Origin of the sequence: Streptomyces sp. JL2001, assembly GCF_050917515.1 — a bacterium.
In the GTDB taxonomy this organism is placed as follows: domain Bacteria; phylum Actinomycetota; class Actinomycetes; order Streptomycetales; family Streptomycetaceae; genus Streptomyces.
In genome coordinates, this window is the sequence record NZ_CP169421.1 from 6,570,584 (window position 1) to 6,589,221 (window position 18,638).

Consider the following 18,638-nt stretch of genomic DNA (forward strand, 5'->3'; position numbering starts at 1 on the left):
TACCCCACGTGGTGGCGGTACGGGCCTTCCGCCGACGGAGCGCGGCGGCGTGCGACGCGCCGTCCTCAGCGCACCGCCACCACGGCCGACCCGTGCCCGAACAGCCCCTGGTTCGCGGTCATCCCGGCCCGCGCCCCGGCCACCTGGCGGCTGCCCGCCGCGCCCCTGAGCTGCCAGGTCAGCTCGCAGACCTGCGCGATCGCCTGCGCCGGCACCGCCTCCCCGAAGGAGGCGAGACCCCCGCTGGTGTTCACCGGGATCCGGCCGCCGAGCGCCGTGGCACCCTCCCGCACCAGCTTCGCCCCCTCGCCCGCCCCGCACAGCCCGATGTCCTCGTACCACTCCAGCTCCAGCGCCGTGGAGAGGTCGTACACCTCGGCCAGCGACAGGTCCTCGGGTCCGAGCCCCGCCTCCTCGTACGCGGCCCGTGCGATCGACGCGCGGAACGAGTGCGGCGCGGGGGCGACCGCCGCCGCCGAGTCGGTGGCGATGTCCGGCAGGTCGAGCACCGCCTTCGGGTAGGTCGGGGTGACCGTGGAGACCGCCCGGATGCGGACCGGCTCCCGGTGTCCGTGCCGCCGGGCGAACTCCATGCTGGACAGCACCAGCGCGGCGCCCCCGTCCGAGGTCGCGCAGATGTCGAGCAGCCGCAGCGGATCGGCGACGACGGCGGAGGCCGCGACCTCCTCCGCGCTCACCGCCGTCCGGTACCGCGCCAGCGGGTTGAGCGCCCCGGCCGCCGCGTTCTTGACCTTCACCTGGGCGAAGTCCTCCACCGTGTCCCCGTACAGCGCCATCCGCCGCCGGGCGTAGAGGCCGAAGTACGCGGGGTTGGTCGCCCCGAGGACCCGGAAGCGCAGCCAGTCGGGATCGTCCGGCCGGTCCCCGCCCGCCGGGGCGAAGAACCCCTTCGGAGCGGCGTCCGCGCCGACCACCAGCACCACGTCCGCCATCCCGGCGAGGATCTGCGCCCGCGCGGTGTTCACCGCCTGCGCTCCCGAGGCGCAGGCCGCGTACACGCTGGTGACCCGCGCCCCCTGCCATCCGAGTGCCTGCGCGAACGTCGCTCCCGCCACGTACCCGGGATATCCGCCCCGGACCGTGTCCGCTCCGACCACCGCGCCGACGTCCCGCCAGCCGATCCCGGCGTCCGCGAGCGCCGCGCGGGCGGCGGCCGTCCCGTACTCGACGAAGCTGCGTCCCCACTTGCCCCAGGCGTGCATTCCGGCGCCGATCACCGCGATGTCGTTCACGCGCCCGCCTCCCCGGCCCCGCCGGTCTCCCGGTCCGCCCCGGCCGCCGGTCCGCGGGTGCCGACCGGGCGCCAGTGCCAGGTCGTCCAGATGTGCGCGTCGTCCTCGTTCAGGACGCCCGGCACCGCTTCGACCTCCATGCCGACGGCCAGGTCCGCGGTGCGCACCCCGGGTGCCGCCTGGCCGAGGACCACCAGCGCCTCGTCCGCCAGCTCGACCGCGACCAGGGTGTACGGCTCCCAGGGCGTGTCGGGGTCCGAGACGTACGGCGCGGGCGGGCGGTAGCGGCCGTCGGTGTACGACCAGACGACGCCGCGCCGGGACAGCGGGGTCTCGACCAGCTCGCCGCCGCCCGGGCAGCCGGGGTTGCGGCACCAGGAGTCCTCGCGGGGGAAGAAGACCGAGGAGCAGGCGGTGCAGCGGGTGCCGAGGAGTGCGAAGCCCTCCTCCCGCTCCCGGCCGTCGTCGGTGAACCATCCGGCCACCACCGGTCTGCGCGTCCGTGTCACGACGGCCCTCCCCGAGCATCCAGATCTGACGAAGCGTCAGAAGTGTGCCACGGATGGGAAGACCTGAGAACCGTTCCGGCCCCCGCTGCGTCCTTCCTGCCGGAACGGCGGCCGGGACCCACGGGGGTGGTCCCGGCCGCCCGCCCGTCACCCTCCGGACGTCAGTGCCCGGCCACCGACCGCCGCGCGACCGGGAAGTCGAAGAACGTCGTCGGGAACGGCTCCGGCTTGAAGGTGAAGTGCCACCACTCCTCGGGCAGGTTGACGAAGCCCTCTGCGGCCAGCGTCCCCTTCAGCAGCTGCCGGTTGGCGCGCTGCACGCCCTGGATCCTCGGGTCGTCCGTGTGCGAGCGGGTGTCGAAGCAGTCGTAGCCGGTGCCCATGTCGACCGAGTTGTCGGGGAAGCGCTCGGCCTGCGGGGCGTAGCACTCCACCAGCTCCTCGCCCGGCAGATAGCGGCGGGTCGGCGCGGCCGGCAGCCGCACCACGGTCAGGTCCACCGTCGATCCCCGGCTGTGCCCCGACTTCTCCGCGATGTAACCGTCCGCGAACAGACTCGACTTGTCGACCAGCGGATAGAACTCGCCCTTCATGCGCTCGTCGTCCAGGTCCTTCGCCCAGCGCACGAAGTGGTCGACGGCCCGCTGCGGGCGGTAGCAGTCGTAGACCTTCAGCGAGTAGCCCTGCGCCCGCAGCCTGACCTGGGCGCGGTGCAGTGCCTCCGCGGCGGGACGGGTGAGGAGGCACAGGGGCTGCCGGTAGCCGTCGATCGGCACACCGGTGAAGTTGTGGGGTGTCGTGTAGCGCATCTCCTGAAGGATCGTCCGGTCCACCGAGCTCAGCGCCACGAACTCCTCGGGGGCCTTCGGCTCCGCTCGGGCCTGCGCGGACGGTACGGCGGCGGTGGCGGCGAGCAGTCCGGCGACGGCCAGGGCGCCGAGGGCGCGGAAAGCGGTTGCAAGTCCTGTCATGTGCACCGTCTATCAGGTTCTCCGGGGCGCGGGAAAGGGTGATCGCATACGGTCGCGTCGTGAAGGACTCCCACTGCACCCACTGCGGCGCCTCCTACGGGGACACCGCCTCCTGGCCCCGTACCTGCCCCGCCTGCGGGCAGGTCGCCTACCGCAACCCGCTGCCCGTCGCCGTGACACTCCTCCCGGCAACGGACGAGCACGGAAAGGGACTTGTCGTCATCACCCGCACGATCGAACCCCAGCGCGGCGGCGTCGCCCTGCCCGGCGGATTCATCGACCACGCCGAGGACTGGCAGGGCGCCGTCGTACGGGAACTGCGCGAGGAGACCGGCATCGAGGCGCCGGCGGGGGAGGTGCGGCTCGCCGACGTCCTCAGCTCCCCGGGCGGCCACCTGCTCGTCTTCGGCCTGCTGCCCGAACGCCCGGCCGCCGCGCTGCCGGCCTCGTTCCCCACCGACGAGACGACCGGCTGGCACCTGCTGCGCGCCCCGGCGGAGCTCGCCTTCCCGCTCCACACCGAGGCCGCGCGCCGCTGGTTCGCCGGGATGTACGACTGACGGTCGGGGCGGGGCCGGGCGGGGCCTGGATCCGGGACGGCGCACCCGGCGCCAGGCCCCCGACCTCCGGCCCGTCACCTCCGCAGGGCCTTCGCCCCCGCGCCGGCCCGCTCCGCCCGGCCCCCGGGCGACTCACGAGGCCGCCGTGCCCCGCACCCGTACCGGGAGATCCACCTCCGTCGCTCCCTCGTCGGTGACCCGCTCCACCACCACCCGGCCGTCCCGCAGCCGGGACGTGTACCGCTCGATCACCCCGGGCTCCCACCCGTCCCCGGTGTCCCGCACGACGAGCCCGCCGCCGGTCCGCCCGGCCGGAGGCGCCCACACCTCCAGCTCCAGTCCGCCGTCCCCGCCCCGCACCGGGATCACCGCACCGGCCCGCGCGAGCACCGGGATCCGGGACGGCGGCGCGTCGAGCAGCACCTGCCCGGGGCCCTCGTACGCGCGCCCCGTCGCCGTGTCGTACCAGCTCCCGCGCGGCAGCCGCACCGCCCGCTGTTCCGTGCCCGGCGCCAGCACCGGCGCCACCAGCAGCCCGTCACCCAGCAGGAACGCGTCCTCGCAGTCCCGCAGCGCCCGGTCCTCCGGCGCCCCCCACCACACCGGCCGCACGTACGGCGCCCCGGTCAGCCGCGCGAGCTGCGCCAGCGTGACGAAGTACGGCCGCATCCGCTCCCGTTCGGCCAGCGCCGCGCGCGCGTGGCCGAGCACCTCCGGCCCGAACTCCCACGGCTCCCGCCGCCCCGCGTCGATCGCCGCGTGCGTACGGAAGAGCGGCAGCCAGGCCCCCAGCTGGAACCACCGCAGGAACAGCTCCCGCGACGGGCTCCCGTCGAAGCCCCCCACGTCCGGCCCCGAGTAGGGCACCCCGCACAGTCCGAGCCCCAGGACCAGCGACAGCGACGCCCGCAGCCCCGGCCACCCCGTCGACACGTCGCCCGACCAGGTGCCGCCGTACCGCTGCATCCCCGCCCAGCCCGAACGGGAGAAGAGGAACGGCCGCTCGTCCGGACGCAGCCGGCGCAGCCCCTCGTACCCGGCCCGCGCCATCGCCAGCCCGTACACGTTGTGGCCCTCACGGTGGTCGCCGCCACGGCCCTCCAGCGCGTGGCGGGCCGAGCGGGGCAGCGTCGGATCACCGAACGGGGTGAACGACACCGGCTCGTTCATGTCGTGCCAGAAGCCGGCGAAGCCCTGCGCCAGCCGCTCCTCGTACAGGCCGCCCCACCATGCCCGCACCGCCGGATCCGTGAAGTCCGGATAGGCGCAGTCGCCCGGCCACACCACGCCGCGGACCTCCTCGCCCCGCGCGTCCCGCACGAAGGCGCCGGCCGCCGCCCCGCTGTCGTACACCGCGTTCCCCGGCTCCGCCTTCACCGCCGCATCCACGATCGACACCAGTCGCACCCCCCGTTCCCGCAGCTCGGCGGCGAGCCCGGGAAGGTCCGGGAACCGTTCCCGGTCGACCGTGAACACCTGGTGCGCGTCGTAGTGGTCGATGTCCAGGTGCAGCACGGACAGCGGCAGGTCCCGGTCCCGGTAGCCGTCCGCCACCCGCCGTACCTCGCGCTCGCTGCCGAAGCCCCAGCGCGCGTGCTGCGGCCCCAGCGCCCAGGACGGCGGCAGCGCGGGGGCGCCCGTCAGGGCCGCCCAGCCGTGCAGGACCCGCGCGGGGGTGCCGACCACGACCCAGCAGCGCAGCGGTCCGCCGCCCATCCTGACCTCGCTCGTCCCCGGCCGGTCGTGCCCGGACCCCGCGCCCTCCTCTCCCTCGGCGAGGGTGACCCGCCCGTCCCAGGAGTTGTCGTGGAAGACCAGGTGCGTGCCCGCGTCCGAGACGACGAACTGCACGGGCATCGTGATGTAGAGCGGATCGTCGCCCGGCGCGAAGCCCCTCTGGGGGTCGGTGTTCCACAGCCGGTACGAACCGTCCCGCAGCCGCGGTCCCGAGGCCCGCCCGCCGAGCCCGAAGAACCGCGCGTCCGCCGGCACCTCGCTGCGCTGCACCCAGCGCGCCGGACCGCCCTCGGCCGGCTCCCACCAGCGCGGCGGCAGGTCCCGCCGCAGCACCACCCCGCCCGGCGTCCTGACCTCGACCGCCCCGTGCCGCGACACGGCGACCGTCACGCGCTCCGACACCACCCGCCACCCGCCGTCCGTGTCCGGCTCCAGCACCGCCCGCGGATCCGGCTCGGGCGGGTCGCCGGCCAGCGCGTACGAGGGCGTCGGCCCGGCCCCGTCCCAGCCCCAGAAGACCGTCCCTCCGGCCGACACGACGATCCGCAGCCGGGACCGGGCGAACCTGACGACCCCACCGCCCGGTGCGGGCTCCGCCGCCTCCACCGGCCCCGGCACCCGGGCCCGCTCGTGCCCGCGGGGCTCCAGCCCCCGGGCGTCGGCCCGCCGCTGCCGCCAGGCCGAACGCACCGCCCGCAACCCCTGCACCGATCCGAACACCTTCATCGAACGCACCAGCTCACGACCGTCCATGACGATCACCCTGCCATTCGGCCTACCGCGGGCGAGGTCCGTTCAACTGCCGTTCACCCGTGGTGGGAGCACATATTCAGCTCCCCGACCATGGGCGGGGAGCCCTGGTGCGAAAGACGATCACATGGCATCGTCCCTGTCAGCCGCGTCACGCGCACACCCCAGCACGTGCGCGCGACACACGCAGACCCCGCGTACAGCCAGGGAGCCGACCCAATGACATCTGCGCAGTTCGAGCCGCTTTGGCAGCCTGACGAGGAGCGCGTCGCCGCAGCCGCGGTGACCCGGTTCCAGTCCTGGGCCGCCGAGCGCCACGGAGCTCCGGCCGAGGGCGGGTACCCGGCCCTGCACCGCTGGTCCGTCGACGAGCTGGAGACGTTCTGGCAGGCCGTCGCCGAGTGGTTCGACATCCGGTTCTCGACCCCGTACGAGCGCGTCCTCGGCGACCGCGCCATGCCGGGCGCCCGCTGGTTCCCCGGCGCCACCCTCAACTACGCCGAGCACGCCCTGCGCGCCGCCGCCGAGCGCCCCGACGACGCCGCCCTGCTCCACGTGGACGAGACCCACGAGCCGACGCCGATCAGCTGGGCCGAGCTGCGCCGCGGCGTCGGCTCGCTCGCGGCCGAGCTGCGCGCCCTCGGCGTCCGCCCCGGCGACCGGGTCAGCGGCTACCTGCCCAACATCCCGGAGGCCGTCACCGCCTTCCTCGCCACCGCCGCCGTCGGCGCGGTGTGGACGTCGTGCGCGCCGGACTTCGGGGCCCGCAGCGTCCTGGACCGCTTCCAGCAGGTGGAGCCGGTCGTGCTGTTCACCGTGGACGGCTACCGCTACGGCGGTAAGGAGCACGACCGCCGCGCCACCGTCGCCGAGCTGCGCGCCGAGCTGCCCACCCTCCGGGCCGTCGTCCACATCCCGCTGCTCGGCACCGAGACGCCCGAGGGCGCGCTGGCCTGGTCGGACCTCACCTCGGCCGACGTGGAGCCGGTCTTCGAGCAGGTGGACTTCTCCCACCCGCTGTGGGTCCTGTACTCCTCCGGCACGACGGGCCTGCCCAAGGCGATCGTGCAGTCCCAGGGCGGCATCCTGATCGAGCACTTCAAGCAGCTGGGCCTGCACTGCGACCTCGGGCCGCAGGACGTGTTCTTCTGGTACACCTCCACGGGCTGGATGATGTGGAACTTCCTCGTCTCCGGCCTGCTCACCGGCACGACGGTCGTCCTCTACGACGGAAGCCCCGGCTACCCCGACACCGGCGCCCAGTGGCGGATCGCCGAACGCACCGGCGCCACCCTCTACGGCACCTCCGCCGCCTACGTCATGGCCTGCGCGAAGGCCGACGTCCACCCGTCCCGCGACTTCGACCTGTCGAGGATCGGGTGCGTCGCCACCACGGGCTCCCCGCTGCCGCCCGACGGATTCCGCTGGCTGCACGACGAGGTCCGCGAGGACCTGTGGATCGCCTCCGTCAGCGGCGGCACGGACGTCTGCTCCTGCTTCGCCGGCGCCGTCCCCACCCTGCCGGTGCACATCGGCGAGCTCCAGGCGGCCGGCCTGGGCACGGACCTGCAGTCCTGGGACCCGTCCGGCAAGCCGCTGACCGGCGAGGTCGGCGAACTCGTCGTCGCCAACCCGATGCCGTCCATGCCGATCCGGTTCTGGAACGACCCGGACGGCAGCCGCTACCGGGACAGCTACTTCGAGATGTTCCCCGGCGTCTGGCGCCACGGCGACTGGATCACCATCACCGACCGCGGCTCGGTCGTCATCCACGGCCGCTCCGACTCCACCCTGAACCGCCAGGGCGTCCGGATGGGCAGCGCCGACATCTACGAGGCCGTGGAGCGCCTCCCCGAGATCCGCGAGTCCCTGGTGATCGGCCTGGAGGAACCGGACGGCGGCTACTGGATGCCGCTCTTCGTCCACCTCGCCGAGGGCGCGACGCTGGACGAGGACCTGATCGCCCGCATCAAGCGGACGATCCGCAGCGAGCTCTCCCCGCGCCACGTCCCGGACGACATCATCGAGGTGCCCGCCGTCCCGCACACGCTGACCGGCAAGCGCATCGAGGTCCCCGTCAAGCGGCTGCTCCAGGGCACCCCGCTGGCGAAGGCCGTCAACCCGGGGTCGGTCGACGACCTCAGCCTCCTCCACTTCTACGAGGAGCTCGCCCGGACCCGGCGCGCCTGACCCGCGCTCCCGCCCCGCGCCGAAGCCGCTGCGGGGCGGGGGTCCGCAACCCAGGGGCTGTGGGTGCCCCGCACGCGTTCCTGTCATCCACCTGGGGAAACGACGTCCTGCAGTGTCTCCGGCATCGGGTAGGCGCGCTCGGCGGGAAACAACCGATGAGCCTTGCTCGCGTGCCCGGTCCGTATCAGTGCCGAGGCCTTGCGGACCTGGGGGGTGAGATCGGTGAGACCGACGATCCACTCGTCGGTGAACGTGCGGATCAGGGGGCGGCCGATCCCGACCTGGATGCTGTAGTGGTTCAGTGCCGCTCCGCGCGGCGAGCGTTCCGGGTCCCACTGGACGTGTACGGCCGCCTGGGCCACCGCCGCCGGGTCGGCGGTCGTCAGCACGGCCCGGGACAGGACCTCCTCCCAGCCCTCCCGAGTGATCCGCACCGCGAGAACACGTTCCTGGCCCGGCCTGCGGGCCCAGTTGCTGCGGTGCATCAGCCACATGAACGACGGCTTGATCCACGTCATCCGGTGGAACGAGAACGGCGCGACGAAGCGGCCCGCCCGCAGTGCCGCGTCAGCGATGACGGGCGAGTACGCCTGATAGACCACGATCGTGCGAGCGTCGTAGTCGGCACGGATCTGATGCTGGGGCGTCATGCGCCGCACCCTGCCATCCGGTCCGCCGGCACGGCGAGCCGATTTCGCCTCACCGCCCCCGGGGCCCGGTTGGATGCGCTGCTCGGAGCCACTAGCTTGATCTTTAACCTGTGCGGCGGGGCCGTGGGGTGGTCGATTTCTTCGCTCGCTGGTTGGCCGGCTGTGTGTTGCGGGGTGTGTGGACGTCGTGGCGTGGGGTGGGCCGGGTGTTTTTGCGGCCGGGTGGTCGTCCGGGTCCGGGGTGGGTGGGTTTCGGTGCTCTGGCCGGGCAGGCGGCTTGCGGGCGGATGTGCCGGAAGTCGCGGCGGACCCGTGCGGGGGTGAGTCTGTCCGCGGGAACGGGCCTTTCCCAGGGGCGGCGGCGGTCGGCCGCGAGCGGTCGGGCCAGTCGTAGTTGGGTGTAGGCGGCGAGGATCAGCCAGGTCCAGCGGTCCGCCGCCTCGGGGGTGCGGATCTTCGGGCAGGTCCAGCCGAGGGTCTGCTTGAACAGGCGGAAGGTGTGCTCGATGTCGAAACGCCGCAGGTATGCCTGCCAGAGACGGTCGGTGTCCGCTGCGTCTGCGTCGGTTCCCGACCACCACAGCCAGACCGGCTTCGGGGTGGCGCCGCTGGGCAGATGCTGGATGTCCAGACGGATCACCGTCCCTTCGACGATCGGGAGGGTGCCGTCGGCCGCGGCCCAGGACGAGCGGTGGGTGAGCTTGGGGTGGAGCCGGTTCCAGGAGCGTGCGAGGGCGGTGCCGTAGAGGCGTGTGTCGGTGACGGTGTCGGTGTCCGGGGTGCCCCAGGTGTCGGGCTGTCCGAAGACGAACTCGCCTCCGTGCCGGGGCGGCCGGCCCCTGGTGTGAGGCTGCCGGGGCGGTGCCGGGCGACGCAGGACACGGTCCGAGCGCATCCGGGCCAGCACCTGCACCGGCAGATCCTTGAGGAGGAAGGCGAGGCGGGGTGCGTCGTATCCGGCGTCCGCGATGATGAGGACGTCCGGGTCCCCGGCCTGCCACTGGCCTGCGGTGATGAGCCGCTCGACCAGGTCGCGCAGCTGTCGGGCGGTGACGGTGGCGGTGTCGTCCCCGGGCGCCAGACGCAACGCGTCGAGCGGCGCGGTCCATGAACTTCGGCCGGGTTCCAGTGCGCAGACGATCGAGTAGGGCCAGCCGGGAACGGGGATGTGCTGGTCCTTGCCGCGGCCGTAGGTGTGGCAGAGGATCCGCTGCGGTGAGGTGTGGGCGTCCGGCCGCAGCCAGCAGGTGACGTCGACGGCCAGGACGATTCGGCCGTCGACTGCTCGTGGCAGCGGCACCGAAGCCAGGGTGTGTCGCATCCGGTCGGCGTCGATGCGGCCCTGGGCGAGGGCGGCGTAGAGCCCTCCGTGCCCGCGTCGGTGTTCGCCCACCAGCGACAGTTCGGCCAGTGATCTCACCGGCCCGTCCCCGCACAGAACTGCATCCGTCAGCTCGAACAGAGCGTCCGAACGGGAGGTGAGACAGGAGTAGAACTCGCCCCGGAAGCGTGACAGATCCGCCAACGGCTCTCGCCGGGCATCGTGATGCTGCAGACTCATCCTCACGGCCTTCGTGCTGGACGTGTGTGTTCCTTGGTCGGAGCACATGTTCAGACGAAGGCCGCTTCCGTGTACGGCGGTTACCGAACCGAGTGATCAAGTACGACCCACCGTTCGACAACGCACGTTAAAGATCAAGCTAGCCCCCGTACGTCGCCTGTGCCTCGCCCCGCAGCGCGGCGAAGTCCGCGGCGAGCCGCGCCGCGTCCGCCGTCTCCAGCGTCGCGGTGGTGATGCGCACCGCTGGCCCGGACGCGATCCGGAACCGGGCGCCGGCCGCGACCCACCACCCCTGCGTCCGCAGTCCGTTGACCACGGCGGACTCGTCGCCCACGGGAACCCACACGTTCAGCCCGCTGGCCCCCACCGCCGCGATCCCGTGCCCGGCCAGCGCGTCGACGAGCGCCGCCCGGCGCACGGTGTAGGCCGCCGCGCCGTCCGCCACCAGCGCGCCCACCGCCGGGTCGGCGAGCAGCCCGGCCACCGTCTCCTGCAGGATGTGGCTGACCCAGCCGGACGTCATCAGCATCCGTCCGTCGTGCCGCGCCAGCGTCACCCCGTCGCAGGCCAGTCCGGCCCACCGCAGGTCGATCCCCAGGTGCTTGGACGCCGTGCGCACCTGGGCCCAGCGGGGGAGTCCCGCCGCCGCCAGCGTCGCCGCCGGCGCTCCCGCGATGTCCGCGTTGTGGTCGTCCTCGACGACGAGGACCTCCGGGAACTCCGCGAGCACCGCGACCAGCTCGTCCCGCCGGGCCTCTGTGAAGCAGGCACCCGTGGGGCACTGGCCGCGCGGGCTGCACACGACCGCCCGTACGCCGGCCCGCAGCGCCGCCCGCAGGGCGTCCGGCACGAGCCCCTCCCCGTCCACCGCGACCGGCACCATGCGCAGACCGAGCGCCGGCACCAGGTCCAGGAGGTGGTGGAAGCCGGGGTCCTCCACCGCCACCGCGTCCCCGGGCCGCAGCTCCGTGGACAGCAGGCGCGCGATGCAGTCCAGCGCCCCGTGCGCGAAGGTGACGTGCTCGGCCGGCACCCCGTCCCGCTCGAACCAGGCGCGGGTCAGCTCCTCCAGCCGCCCGAGCCGGGGCGCCGCGCGGTGGGAGCCGAAGACCGGCCGCACCAGCGAGGGGGGCCGCAGCTCCGGGAGGAAGGCGGGGTCGGGATGGCCGCCGGCCAGGTCGACGAGCCCCGTCGGCACCCGCGGCGGCCGGCGCGAGGCGACGGCCGGCGCCTCGGCGACGACGGTCCCGCCGCGTCCGCGCGTCACCACGACGCCCCGCTGCCGCAGCTCCTTGTACGCGGTGGCGACCGTACCCGGACTGACGCCCAGGCCGTCCGCCAGCCTGCGTACCGGGGGAAGGGCGTCACCCGGACCGAAGGCGCCCTCGGCCACTCCCCGTTCGACGGACGCGGCAATCCCCTTGGCCGTCGTCCCGGTGATCGAATATTGTGCTACCACGTAACGAAGTATGTATTGATACATAACTGAGGTCAAGGGGGAACCGGTGGACCTGCGATCGCGCTGGGCGACCTGGAAGAAGAACGTCCCGGGGGGCCTCGACGGCCGCCGCATGCTCGTCATCAGCTTCATCGACAAGTGCGGCACCGGACTCTGGGCGACCTCCATCGCCCTCTACTTCACCTACGTCTCCGGCCTCGGCATCGCCCAGGTCGGCCTCCTCGTCGGCCTCTCCGGCGCCGCCGGCATCGCCGGCGCCCCCCTCGCCGGACGCCTCGCCGACCGCTTCCCCGTCACCCGCGTCCTCATCGCCGCCCAGCTCCTGCGCGCCGCGGCCCTCCTCGCCCTGCTCACCACCGACCACTACGCGCTCCTCATCCTCTACTCGGCCGTCGGCGCCCTCCCCGACCGCGGCACCAACGTCCTCACCAAGCTCTACGCCACCCGCGTCGCCGGCCCGGCGCGCGTCCGCTACCAGGCCATCAACCGCACCGTCGGCAACCTCGGCTGGGTCTTCGGCGGCCTCGGCGCCGCCGCCGCCCTCGCCGCCGGCACGGACACCGCCTACCGGCTCCTGCTCATCGGCAACGTCCTCTCCTACGTCGCCATGGCCGCCCTCACCCTCCGCTGCTCCGAACCCCCCGCCCCCGCCTCCCGCATCGCCGCCGACTCCACCACCGGCGCCCCGCCCGCGCGGCCCACGAGCCCCTGGCGCGACCGCACCTTCCTGCTCTTCACCGGCACCGAGGCCGTGCTCTGCCTCGACGACACGATCCTCCAGGTCGCCATGCCGCTCTGGATCGTCCACGCCACCGCCGCCCCCGCCGGCCTCGCCCCGCTGCTCCTCGTCATGAACAGCGTGCTCGTCGTCCTCTTCCAGGTCCCGCTCGCCCGCTTCGGCGGCTCGACCGACGCGGCCCGGCGCCTCCTCCTGCCGCTCGCCGCCCTCTTCGCCCTCGGCACCTCCGCCCTGGCCGTCTCCGCCCTCGGCGGACGCGGCCTCGCCGTCACCGCCCTCGTCGTGGCCGCGCTCGCCCTCACCTTCGTCGAGATGCTCCACGCCATCGCCTCGTGGGAACTCTCCGTGGCCCTCGCCCCCGACGACGCCCAGGGCGCCTACCTGGGAGTCCACGGCCTCGCCGTCGCCACCCAGCGTTTCGGCGGCCCGCTGCTGCTCACCGGGGTGATCGCGGCGGGCCCCCTGGCCTGGGCAGCCCTCGGCGCCGGCCTCGTGGCGATGTGCGGCGGACAGCACCGCGTCGTCAGCCGCGGCCTCCCCACGGCGTCGTCACTGTCAGTGCCCGCGGTTACGGTGAGTGAGAAATGATCGGCAGCGCTCAGGGGGAGACATGACACGCCACGCCACCACCACGTCCATGCGCCGCGCACTGCGCCGCGAGGTACCCAGCACCGTCGGCCTGCTCGCCGACGAGGACGACTTCGCCGCGATGCGCCGGTACGGCACCTTCACCTTCGACGACCACCCCACCTACCTGGCCCAGGTCGAGGCCCTCCTCAAGAGCCTCGCCGGCCAGGGCGGGCACACCACCGTCGCCCTCTTCGACCCCGAGGAGTACGCCGGCTACTGCCGGGACACCGGACTCGACCCCGACCACCCCGCCAGCCGCAGCCGCTACACCGCCGAACTGGCCGCCACCGGCATCCGCGTCCCCTATACCGGCCAGCCCATGGCGACCCTCGTCCCCACCCTCGTCGACGCCGCCGTCCGCCGCGCCACCTGGGAGTACGCCACGATGCTCCTCACCGACACCGGAGACTGCGCCGACTGCGGCGAGGACATCGGCCACGCCGCCTTCGACCGCGCCTCGCGGCTCCTGATGTCCCTCCTCGAAGCGGCCGGCCCCGGCATCCACCACCTCGTCTGCAGCGTCCCCGCACGGGACGAGCAGCTCCTCGCCGTCCTCCACACCGCCTGCGACGAGGACGGACCCGCCCGCCTCGACAGCGGCGAGGGAGCCGAGTTCGTCACCGTCCTCGCCGCCGGCATCGCCCTGGACAGCCCGGGGGGACTCGTCCTGCGCACCAGCCGCCCCGGCACCCGCGACCGCCTCCACGGCTGGCGCCTGCTCCGGGGCAGCCTCGTCCCCCTCACCGAGGCCGAGGTCTTCAGCGCCTACTGCACCGACGCCCGCACCGGCGAACCGGTCTCACCGGAACCGCACGTCGACTACCGCGCCGGTTTCCCCCTCGCCCCCGACGACGGCCCCACCCACCACTGACGACGCAAGGCCCCGCGCACGACGAAGGGGCTCCCCGCCACGACGTGGCGGGAAGCCCCTCCGATCTCCGACCGGCCGGGATCACTCCCCGGACAGCACCGCCTGCGCGGCCACACGGGCCTCCTCGGCCGTGTCGGCCGCACGCGCCGCCGCGGCGGCACGCTCGCACTGCGCCAGCGTGTACTTCGCCAGCGTCGCCCGCACGTACGGGATCGACGCCGCACCCATCGACAGGGAGGTGACACCCAGACCCGTCAGCACACACGCGAGCAGCGGATCCGCCGCGGCCTCGCCGCAGACGCCGCAGCTCTTGCCCTCGGCCTTGGCGGCCTCGGCGGACAGCGCCACCAGGTCGAGCAGCGCGGGCTGCCACGGGTCCTGGAGCCGCGACACCGCACCGACCTGCCGGTCGGCGGCGAAGGTGTACTGCGCCAGGTCGTTCGTACCCAGCGACAGGAACTCCACCTCCTGCAGGATCGAGCGCGCCCGGAGAGCGGCCGACGGGATCTCCACCATCGCGCCGAACTTCGCCCGCAGCCCCGCCTCACGGCACGCGTCGGCGAAGGCCTTGGCGTCCGTGCGGTCGGCCACCATCGGGGCCATGACCTCCAGGTACACCGGAAGCCCCTCGACCGCCTTCGCCAGCGCGGTCAGCTGGGTCCGCAGCACCTCGGGGTGGTCCAGCAGCGACCGCAGACCGCGCACGCCCAGCGCCGGGTTCGGCTCGTCCGCCGGCGTCAGGAAGTCGAGCGGCTTGTCCGCGCCGGCGTCCAGCACCCGCACCACGACACGACCCTCGGGGAACGCCTCCAGGACCTTCCGGTACGCCTCGACCTGCTTCTCCTCGGACGGCGCCTTCGCGCTGTCGTCCAGGAAGAGGAACTCCGTGCGGAACAGACCGACGCCCTCGGCCCCGGCCTCCACCGCGGCCGGCACGTCCGCCGGGCCACCCACGTTGGCCAGCAGCGGCACCTTGTGCCCGTCGGAGGTCGCGCCCGGACCGCTGGACGCGGCCAGCGCGGCCTTGCGCTCGGCGGCGGCCGCGGTCAGCGTCGCCTTCTTGTCCTCGCTCGGGTTCACGAAGATCTCGCCCGTCGAGCCGTCCACCGCGATCACCGTGCCCTCGCCGATCTCACCGGCGCCCGGCAGCGCCACCACGGCCGGCACGCCCAGCGCCCGCGCCAGGATGGCGCTGTGGCTGGTGGGCCCGCCCTCCTCGGTCACGAAGCCCAGGACGAGCGCCGGGTCGAGCAGCGCCGTGTCGGCGGGAGCCAGGTCCCGCGCGATCAGCACGTACGGCTCGTCGCTGTCCGGCACACCCGGCATCGGAACGCCCAGCAGCCGGGCGACGATACGGTTCCGCACGTCGTCGAGGTCGGCGACCCGCCCGGCCATGTACTCGCCGGCACCCGCGAGCAGCTCGCGGTAGTGGGAGAACGCGTCGTAGATACCGCGCTCCGCGGTGCTGCCCACCGCGATCCGGCGGTCGACGTCCGCGATGAGCTCCGGGTCCTGGGCGATCATGGCCTGGGCCTCGAGCACGTGCTGGGCCTCGCCCCCCGCCAGGTTGCCGCGCGCGATCAGATCGGCGGCCACAGCCTCCACGGCCTGACGGGCGCGCCCCTGTTCGCGCTCCGCCTCCTCGGCGGGAATCTGCTTGGCCGGCGGCTCGAGCACCGCCGTACCCATGTGCCGTACCTCGCCGATGGCCACCCCGTGGCTCACGCCGACGCCTCGCAGCGTTGTCTCCATCTCACCGTCTCCGATAGAGCGGCGGCACCCCGGCCGCCGCGTTGAATGTCGAACTCCGGGCCGTCACGTGGACGGCGCCCGCGTCAGCTCCAGCCGAAGAGGACGTCGTCGGCCTTGACGTCGCCGCTCTCGACGACGTCGGAGAGGGAGTCGACCGTGGCCTCCAGGGCCACGACGGGGCAGATGGGGGACTTGCCGGCGGCCTCGACGTCGGCCGGGTTCCAGCGCACGACGGCCTGTCCGCGCGTCACGGTGTCCCCTTTGGCGACGAGCAGCTCGAAGCCCTGTCCGTTGAGCTGCACGGTGTCGATGCCGAGGTGGGTGAGCACGCCGTGCCCCTCACCGTCGACGACGACGAAGGCGTGCGGGTGAAGAGAGACGATGACGCCGTCGACCGGGGAAACGGCCTCCGACGGCTCACGTACGGGATCGATGGCGGTACCCGGACCGACCATGGCGCCGGAGAAGACGGGGTCGGGTACAGCGGCAAGACCGATGGCGCGTCCAGCGAGTGGCGACGTCACGGTTGTCATGGGAAGCCTCCCAGGGGCGGAGATGGAGTGGCGCCGTCACTGCCTGTCCTGGACGGCGTACTGTTCAGAAGCGTATGTCATGGGAAGTCCAGGTTCCGCACGAGATGTACCAGTTGGCGGACCTAGCGACTACCCCGAAACGATTTGCCTCTACTGACGGTGGGATGTACTGTCGTACTCCTGCGTGACCCCAACGCGACTCTGAGTCGTGGGTCCGCAGCACCTATCAAGCCAGATCCTAACCCCAGTGGTCTACACCTCTGCATGCATGCGGGGGAGTGGTCGGGAGGGCCGGGAAAGCCTGGTAGTGTTTGACCCCGCCGCAAGGGAAAGCGCGAAAAGCGAATTCCCGAAAGGCAGCCCGCTCCAGCGGGTGGCAGAAACGGAAATCGGATCTGCTAAGCTGGAAACACGAAAGACCGAAGGGAAAAGCCCGGAGGAAAGCCCGAGAGGGTGAGTACGAAGGAAGCGTCCGTTCCTTGAGAACTCAACAGCGTGCCAAAAATCAACGCCAGATTAGTTGATACCCCGTCCATCTTCGGATGGTCGAGGTTCCTTTGAAGTCCTACTGGCCCTTGTGGCAGGTAGGCAAAAAACACAGCGAGGACGCTGTGAACGACCGGTCCTATTCCGACTGGTCGTTCCGCTCTCGTGATGTGTGCACCCGATTACGGGTAAACATTCACGGAGAGTTTGATCCTGGCTCAGGACGAACGCTGGCGGCGTGCTTAACACATGCAAGTCGAACGATGAAGCCCTTCGGGGTGGATTAGTGGCGAACGGGTGAGTAACACGTGGGCAATCTGCCCTTCACTCTGGGACAAGCCCTGGAAACGGGGTCTAATACCGGATAACACCGGCTTCCGCATGGAAGCTGGTTGAAAGCTCCGGCGGTGAAGGATGAGCCCGCGGCCTATCAGCTTGTTGGTGGGGTAATGGCCCACCAAGGCGACGACGGGTAGCCGGCCTGAGAGGGCGACCGGCCACACTGGGACTGAGACACGGCCCAGACTCCTACGGGAGGCAGCAGTGGGGAATATTGCACAATGGGCGAAAGCCTGATGCAGCGACGCCGCGTGAGGGATGACGGCCTTCGGGTTGTAAACCTCTTTCAGCAGGGAAGAAGCGAAAGTGACGGTACCTGCAGAAGAAGCGCCGGCTAACTACGTGCCAGCAGCCGCGGTAATACGTAGGGCGCAAGCGTTGTCCGGAATTATTGGGCGTAAAGAGCTCGTAGGCGGCTTGTCACGTCGGGTGTGAAAGCCCGGGGCTTAACCCCGGGTCTGCATCCGATACGGGCAGGCTAGAGTGTGGTAGGGGAGATCGGAATTCCTGGTGTAGCGGTGAAATGCGCAGATATCAGGAGGAACACCGGTGGCGAAGGCGGATCTCTGGGCCATTACTGACGCTGAGGAGCGAAAGCGTGGGGAGCGAACAGGATTAGATACCCTGGTAGTCCACGCCGTAAACGTTGGGAACTAGGTGTTGGCGACATTCCACGTCGTCGGTGCCGCAGCTAACGCATTAAGTTCCCCGCCTGGGGAGTACGGCCGCAAGGCTAAAACTCAAAGGAATTGACGGGGGCCCGCACAAGCAGCGGAGCATGTGGCTTAATTCGACGCAACGCGAAGAACCTTACCAAGGCTTGACATATACCGGAAAGCATTAGAGATAGTGCCCCCCTTGTGGTCGGTATACAGGTGGTGCATGGCTGTCGTCAGCTCGTGTCGTGAGATGTTGGGTTAAGTCCCGCAACGAGCGCAACCCTTGTCCTGTGTTGCCAGCATGCCCTTCGGGGTGATGGGGACTCACAGGAGACCGCCGGGGTCAACTCGGAGGAAGGTGGGGACGACGTCAAGTCATCATGCCCCTTATGTCTTGGGCTGCACACGTGCTACAATGGCCGGTACAAAGAGCTGCGATGCCGTGAGGCGGAGCGAATCTCAAAAAGCCGGTCTCAGTTCGGATTGGGGTCTGCAACTCGACCCCATGAAGTCGGAGTTGCTAGTAATCGCAGATCAGCATTGCTGCGGTGAATACGTTCCCGGGCCTTGTACACACCGCCCGTCACGTCACGAAAGTCGGTAACACCCGAAGCCGGTGGCCCAACCCCTTGTGGGAGGGAGCTGTCGAAGGTGGGACTGGCGATTGGGACGAAGTCGTAACAAGGTAGCCGTACCGGAAGGTGCGGCTGGATCACCTCCTTTCTAAGGAGCACAGTACCGATTGCAGACAAACGTTCTGCACGGTCAGCTCATGGGTGGAACGTTGATTAGTTGGCACAGTGAGTGAGACGAGTTCGCCAGTACTGCTTCGGCGTGGAACGCGAGAATCGTTGATCTGACTGTGCTTGGCACGTTGTTGGGTGTCTGAGGGTACGGCCGTAAGGTTTGTATCTTCGCGATGCCGGCCCCAGTGAACTTGATTCGTTTGAATCAGGGTGATGGGTGGCTGGTCGTTGCTTGAGAACTAC

General features: G+C 71.5%; 13 protein-coding genes and 1 rRNA gene. 5 read left to right on the forward strand and 9 right to left on the reverse strand.

The genetic code is table 11. The annotated features are described in order from the left end of the window. Positions 1-65: 65 nt before the first annotated feature. The 3 genes from ACE1OA_RS29360 to ACE1OA_RS29370 all read right to left on the reverse strand — a co-directional run bounded on the left by ACE1OA_RS29360 (position 66) and on the right by ACE1OA_RS29370 (position 2,733). Positions 66-1,253, reverse strand: coding sequence for a lipid-transfer protein (locus tag ACE1OA_RS29360; protein WP_356600732.1), 1,188 nt, complete (start codon positions 1,251-1,253; stop codon positions 66-68). Then, a complete protein-coding gene (locus ACE1OA_RS29365; RefSeq protein ID WP_384870764.1) occupies positions 1,250-1,762 on the reverse strand; it encodes a Zn-ribbon domain-containing OB-fold protein in 513 nt (170 codons plus the stop codon). The genes ACE1OA_RS29360 and ACE1OA_RS29365 overlap by 4 nt, the downstream gene beginning before the upstream one ends. 161 nt (positions 1,763-1,923) lie before the next feature. Then, positions 1,924-2,733, reverse strand: a complete 810-nt coding sequence (locus ACE1OA_RS29370; RefSeq protein WP_384870762.1) for a M15 family metallopeptidase — start codon at positions 2,731-2,733, stop codon at positions 1,924-1,926. A gap of 59 nt (positions 2,734-2,792) precedes the next feature. Between ACE1OA_RS29370 and ACE1OA_RS29375 the strand changes: the two genes are divergently transcribed. Beyond that, entirely contained in the window at positions 2,793-3,293 is a 501-nt protein-coding gene (locus tag ACE1OA_RS29375; protein WP_356780749.1) for an NUDIX domain-containing protein, read from the forward strand. A 132-nt stretch (positions 3,294-3,425) separates the two neighbouring features. Here the strand turns inward: ACE1OA_RS29375 and ACE1OA_RS29380 are convergent, their stop codons facing one another. Next, positions 3,426-5,783, reverse strand: a complete 2,358-nt coding sequence (locus tag ACE1OA_RS29380; protein WP_384870760.1) for a glycoside hydrolase family 31 protein — start codon at positions 5,781-5,783, stop codon at positions 3,426-3,428. Between the two features lie 216 nt (positions 5,784-5,999). Here ACE1OA_RS29380 and ACE1OA_RS29385 point away from each other — a divergent pair, with 216 nt between their 5' ends. Then, the gene (locus tag ACE1OA_RS29385; RefSeq protein WP_384870758.1) at positions 6,000-7,970 is read left to right on the forward strand and encodes an acetoacetate--CoA ligase; all 1,971 of its coding nucleotides are present in this window, start codon (positions 6,000-6,002) and stop codon (positions 7,968-7,970) included. 83 nt (positions 7,971-8,053) lie between these two features. On the opposite strand, the gene ACE1OA_RS29390 is transcribed toward ACE1OA_RS29385, so the two are convergent. From ACE1OA_RS29390 to ACE1OA_RS29400, 3 genes are all read right to left on the reverse strand, one after another. Beyond that, on the reverse strand, positions 8,054-8,620 hold the full coding sequence (locus ACE1OA_RS29390; protein WP_432753618.1) for a DUF4291 domain-containing protein: 567 nt from the start codon (positions 8,618-8,620) through the stop codon (positions 8,054-8,056). Between the two features lie 103 nt (positions 8,621-8,723). Then, on the reverse strand, positions 8,724-10,181 hold the full coding sequence (locus ACE1OA_RS29395) for an NF041680 family putative transposase (protein ID WP_432752769.1): 1,458 nt from the start codon (positions 10,179-10,181) through the stop codon (positions 8,724-8,726). 139 nt (positions 10,182-10,320) lie between these two features. After that, on the reverse strand, positions 10,321-11,640 hold the full coding sequence (locus tag ACE1OA_RS29400) for an aminotransferase class I/II-fold pyridoxal phosphate-dependent enzyme (protein ID WP_384875788.1): 1,320 nt from the start codon (positions 11,638-11,640) through the stop codon (positions 10,321-10,323). 46 nt (positions 11,641-11,686) lie between these two features. On the opposite strand from ACE1OA_RS29400, the gene ACE1OA_RS29405 reads away from it, so the two are divergent. Together ACE1OA_RS29405 and ACE1OA_RS29410 are read left to right on the forward strand one after the other, a co-directional pair. After that, on the forward strand, positions 11,687-12,967 hold the full coding sequence (locus ACE1OA_RS29405) for an MFS transporter (RefSeq protein ID WP_432753619.1): 1,281 nt from the start codon (positions 11,687-11,689) through the stop codon (positions 12,965-12,967). Between the two features lie 22 nt (positions 12,968-12,989). Next, positions 12,990-13,880, forward strand: a complete 891-nt coding sequence (locus tag ACE1OA_RS29410) for a hypothetical protein (protein WP_356780759.1) — start codon at positions 12,990-12,992, stop codon at positions 13,878-13,880. Between the two features lie 81 nt (positions 13,881-13,961). On the opposite strand, the gene ptsP is transcribed toward ACE1OA_RS29410, so the two are convergent. Both ptsP and ACE1OA_RS29420 read right to left on the reverse strand, forming a co-directional pair. Then, positions 13,962-15,632, reverse strand: a complete 1,671-nt coding sequence (ptsP, locus tag ACE1OA_RS29415; RefSeq protein ID WP_384875795.1) for a phosphoenolpyruvate--protein phosphotransferase — start codon at positions 15,630-15,632, stop codon at positions 13,962-13,964. Positions 15,633-15,715: 83 nt separating this feature from the next. After that, positions 15,716-16,165, reverse strand: a complete 450-nt coding sequence (locus ACE1OA_RS29420; RefSeq protein ID WP_147977021.1) for a PTS sugar transporter subunit IIA — start codon at positions 16,163-16,165, stop codon at positions 15,716-15,718. A 681-nt stretch (positions 16,166-16,846) separates the two neighbouring features. Between ACE1OA_RS29420 and ACE1OA_RS29425 the strand changes: the two genes are divergently transcribed. Continuing rightward, positions 16,847-18,372 (forward strand): 16S ribosomal RNA (locus tag ACE1OA_RS29425). Positions 18,373-18,638: the final 266 nt, after the last annotated feature.

Bases quoted from the DNA above. Each gene is read 5' to 3' on its own strand.
- ACE1OA_RS29410 (WP_356780759.1), top strand. From the start codon at position 12,990: ATGACACGCCACGCCACCACCACGTCCATGCGCCGCGCACTGCGCCGC.
- ACE1OA_RS29380 (WP_384870760.1), bottom strand. From the start codon at position 5,783: ATGGACGGTCGTGAGCTGGTGCGTTCGATGAAGGTGTTCGGATCGGTG.
- ptsP (WP_384875795.1), bottom strand. From the start codon at position 15,632: ATGGAGACAACGCTGCGAGGCGTCGGCGTGAGCCACGGGGTGGCCATC.
- ACE1OA_RS29420 (WP_147977021.1), bottom strand. From the start codon at position 16,165: ATGACAACCGTGACGTCGCCACTCGCTGGACGCGCCATCGGTCTTGCC.
- ACE1OA_RS29370 (WP_384870762.1), bottom strand. From the start codon at position 2,733: ATGACAGGACTTGCAACCGCTTTCCGCGCCCTCGGCGCCCTGGCCGTC.
- ACE1OA_RS29385 (WP_384870758.1), top strand. From the start codon at position 6,000: ATGACATCTGCGCAGTTCGAGCCGCTTTGGCAGCCTGACGAGGAGCGC.
- ACE1OA_RS29395 (WP_432752769.1), bottom strand. From the start codon at position 10,181: ATGAGTCTGCAGCATCACGATGCCCGGCGAGAGCCGTTGGCGGATCTG.
- ACE1OA_RS29390 (WP_432753618.1), bottom strand. From the start codon at position 8,620: ATGACGCCCCAGCATCAGATCCGTGCCGACTACGACGCTCGCACGATC.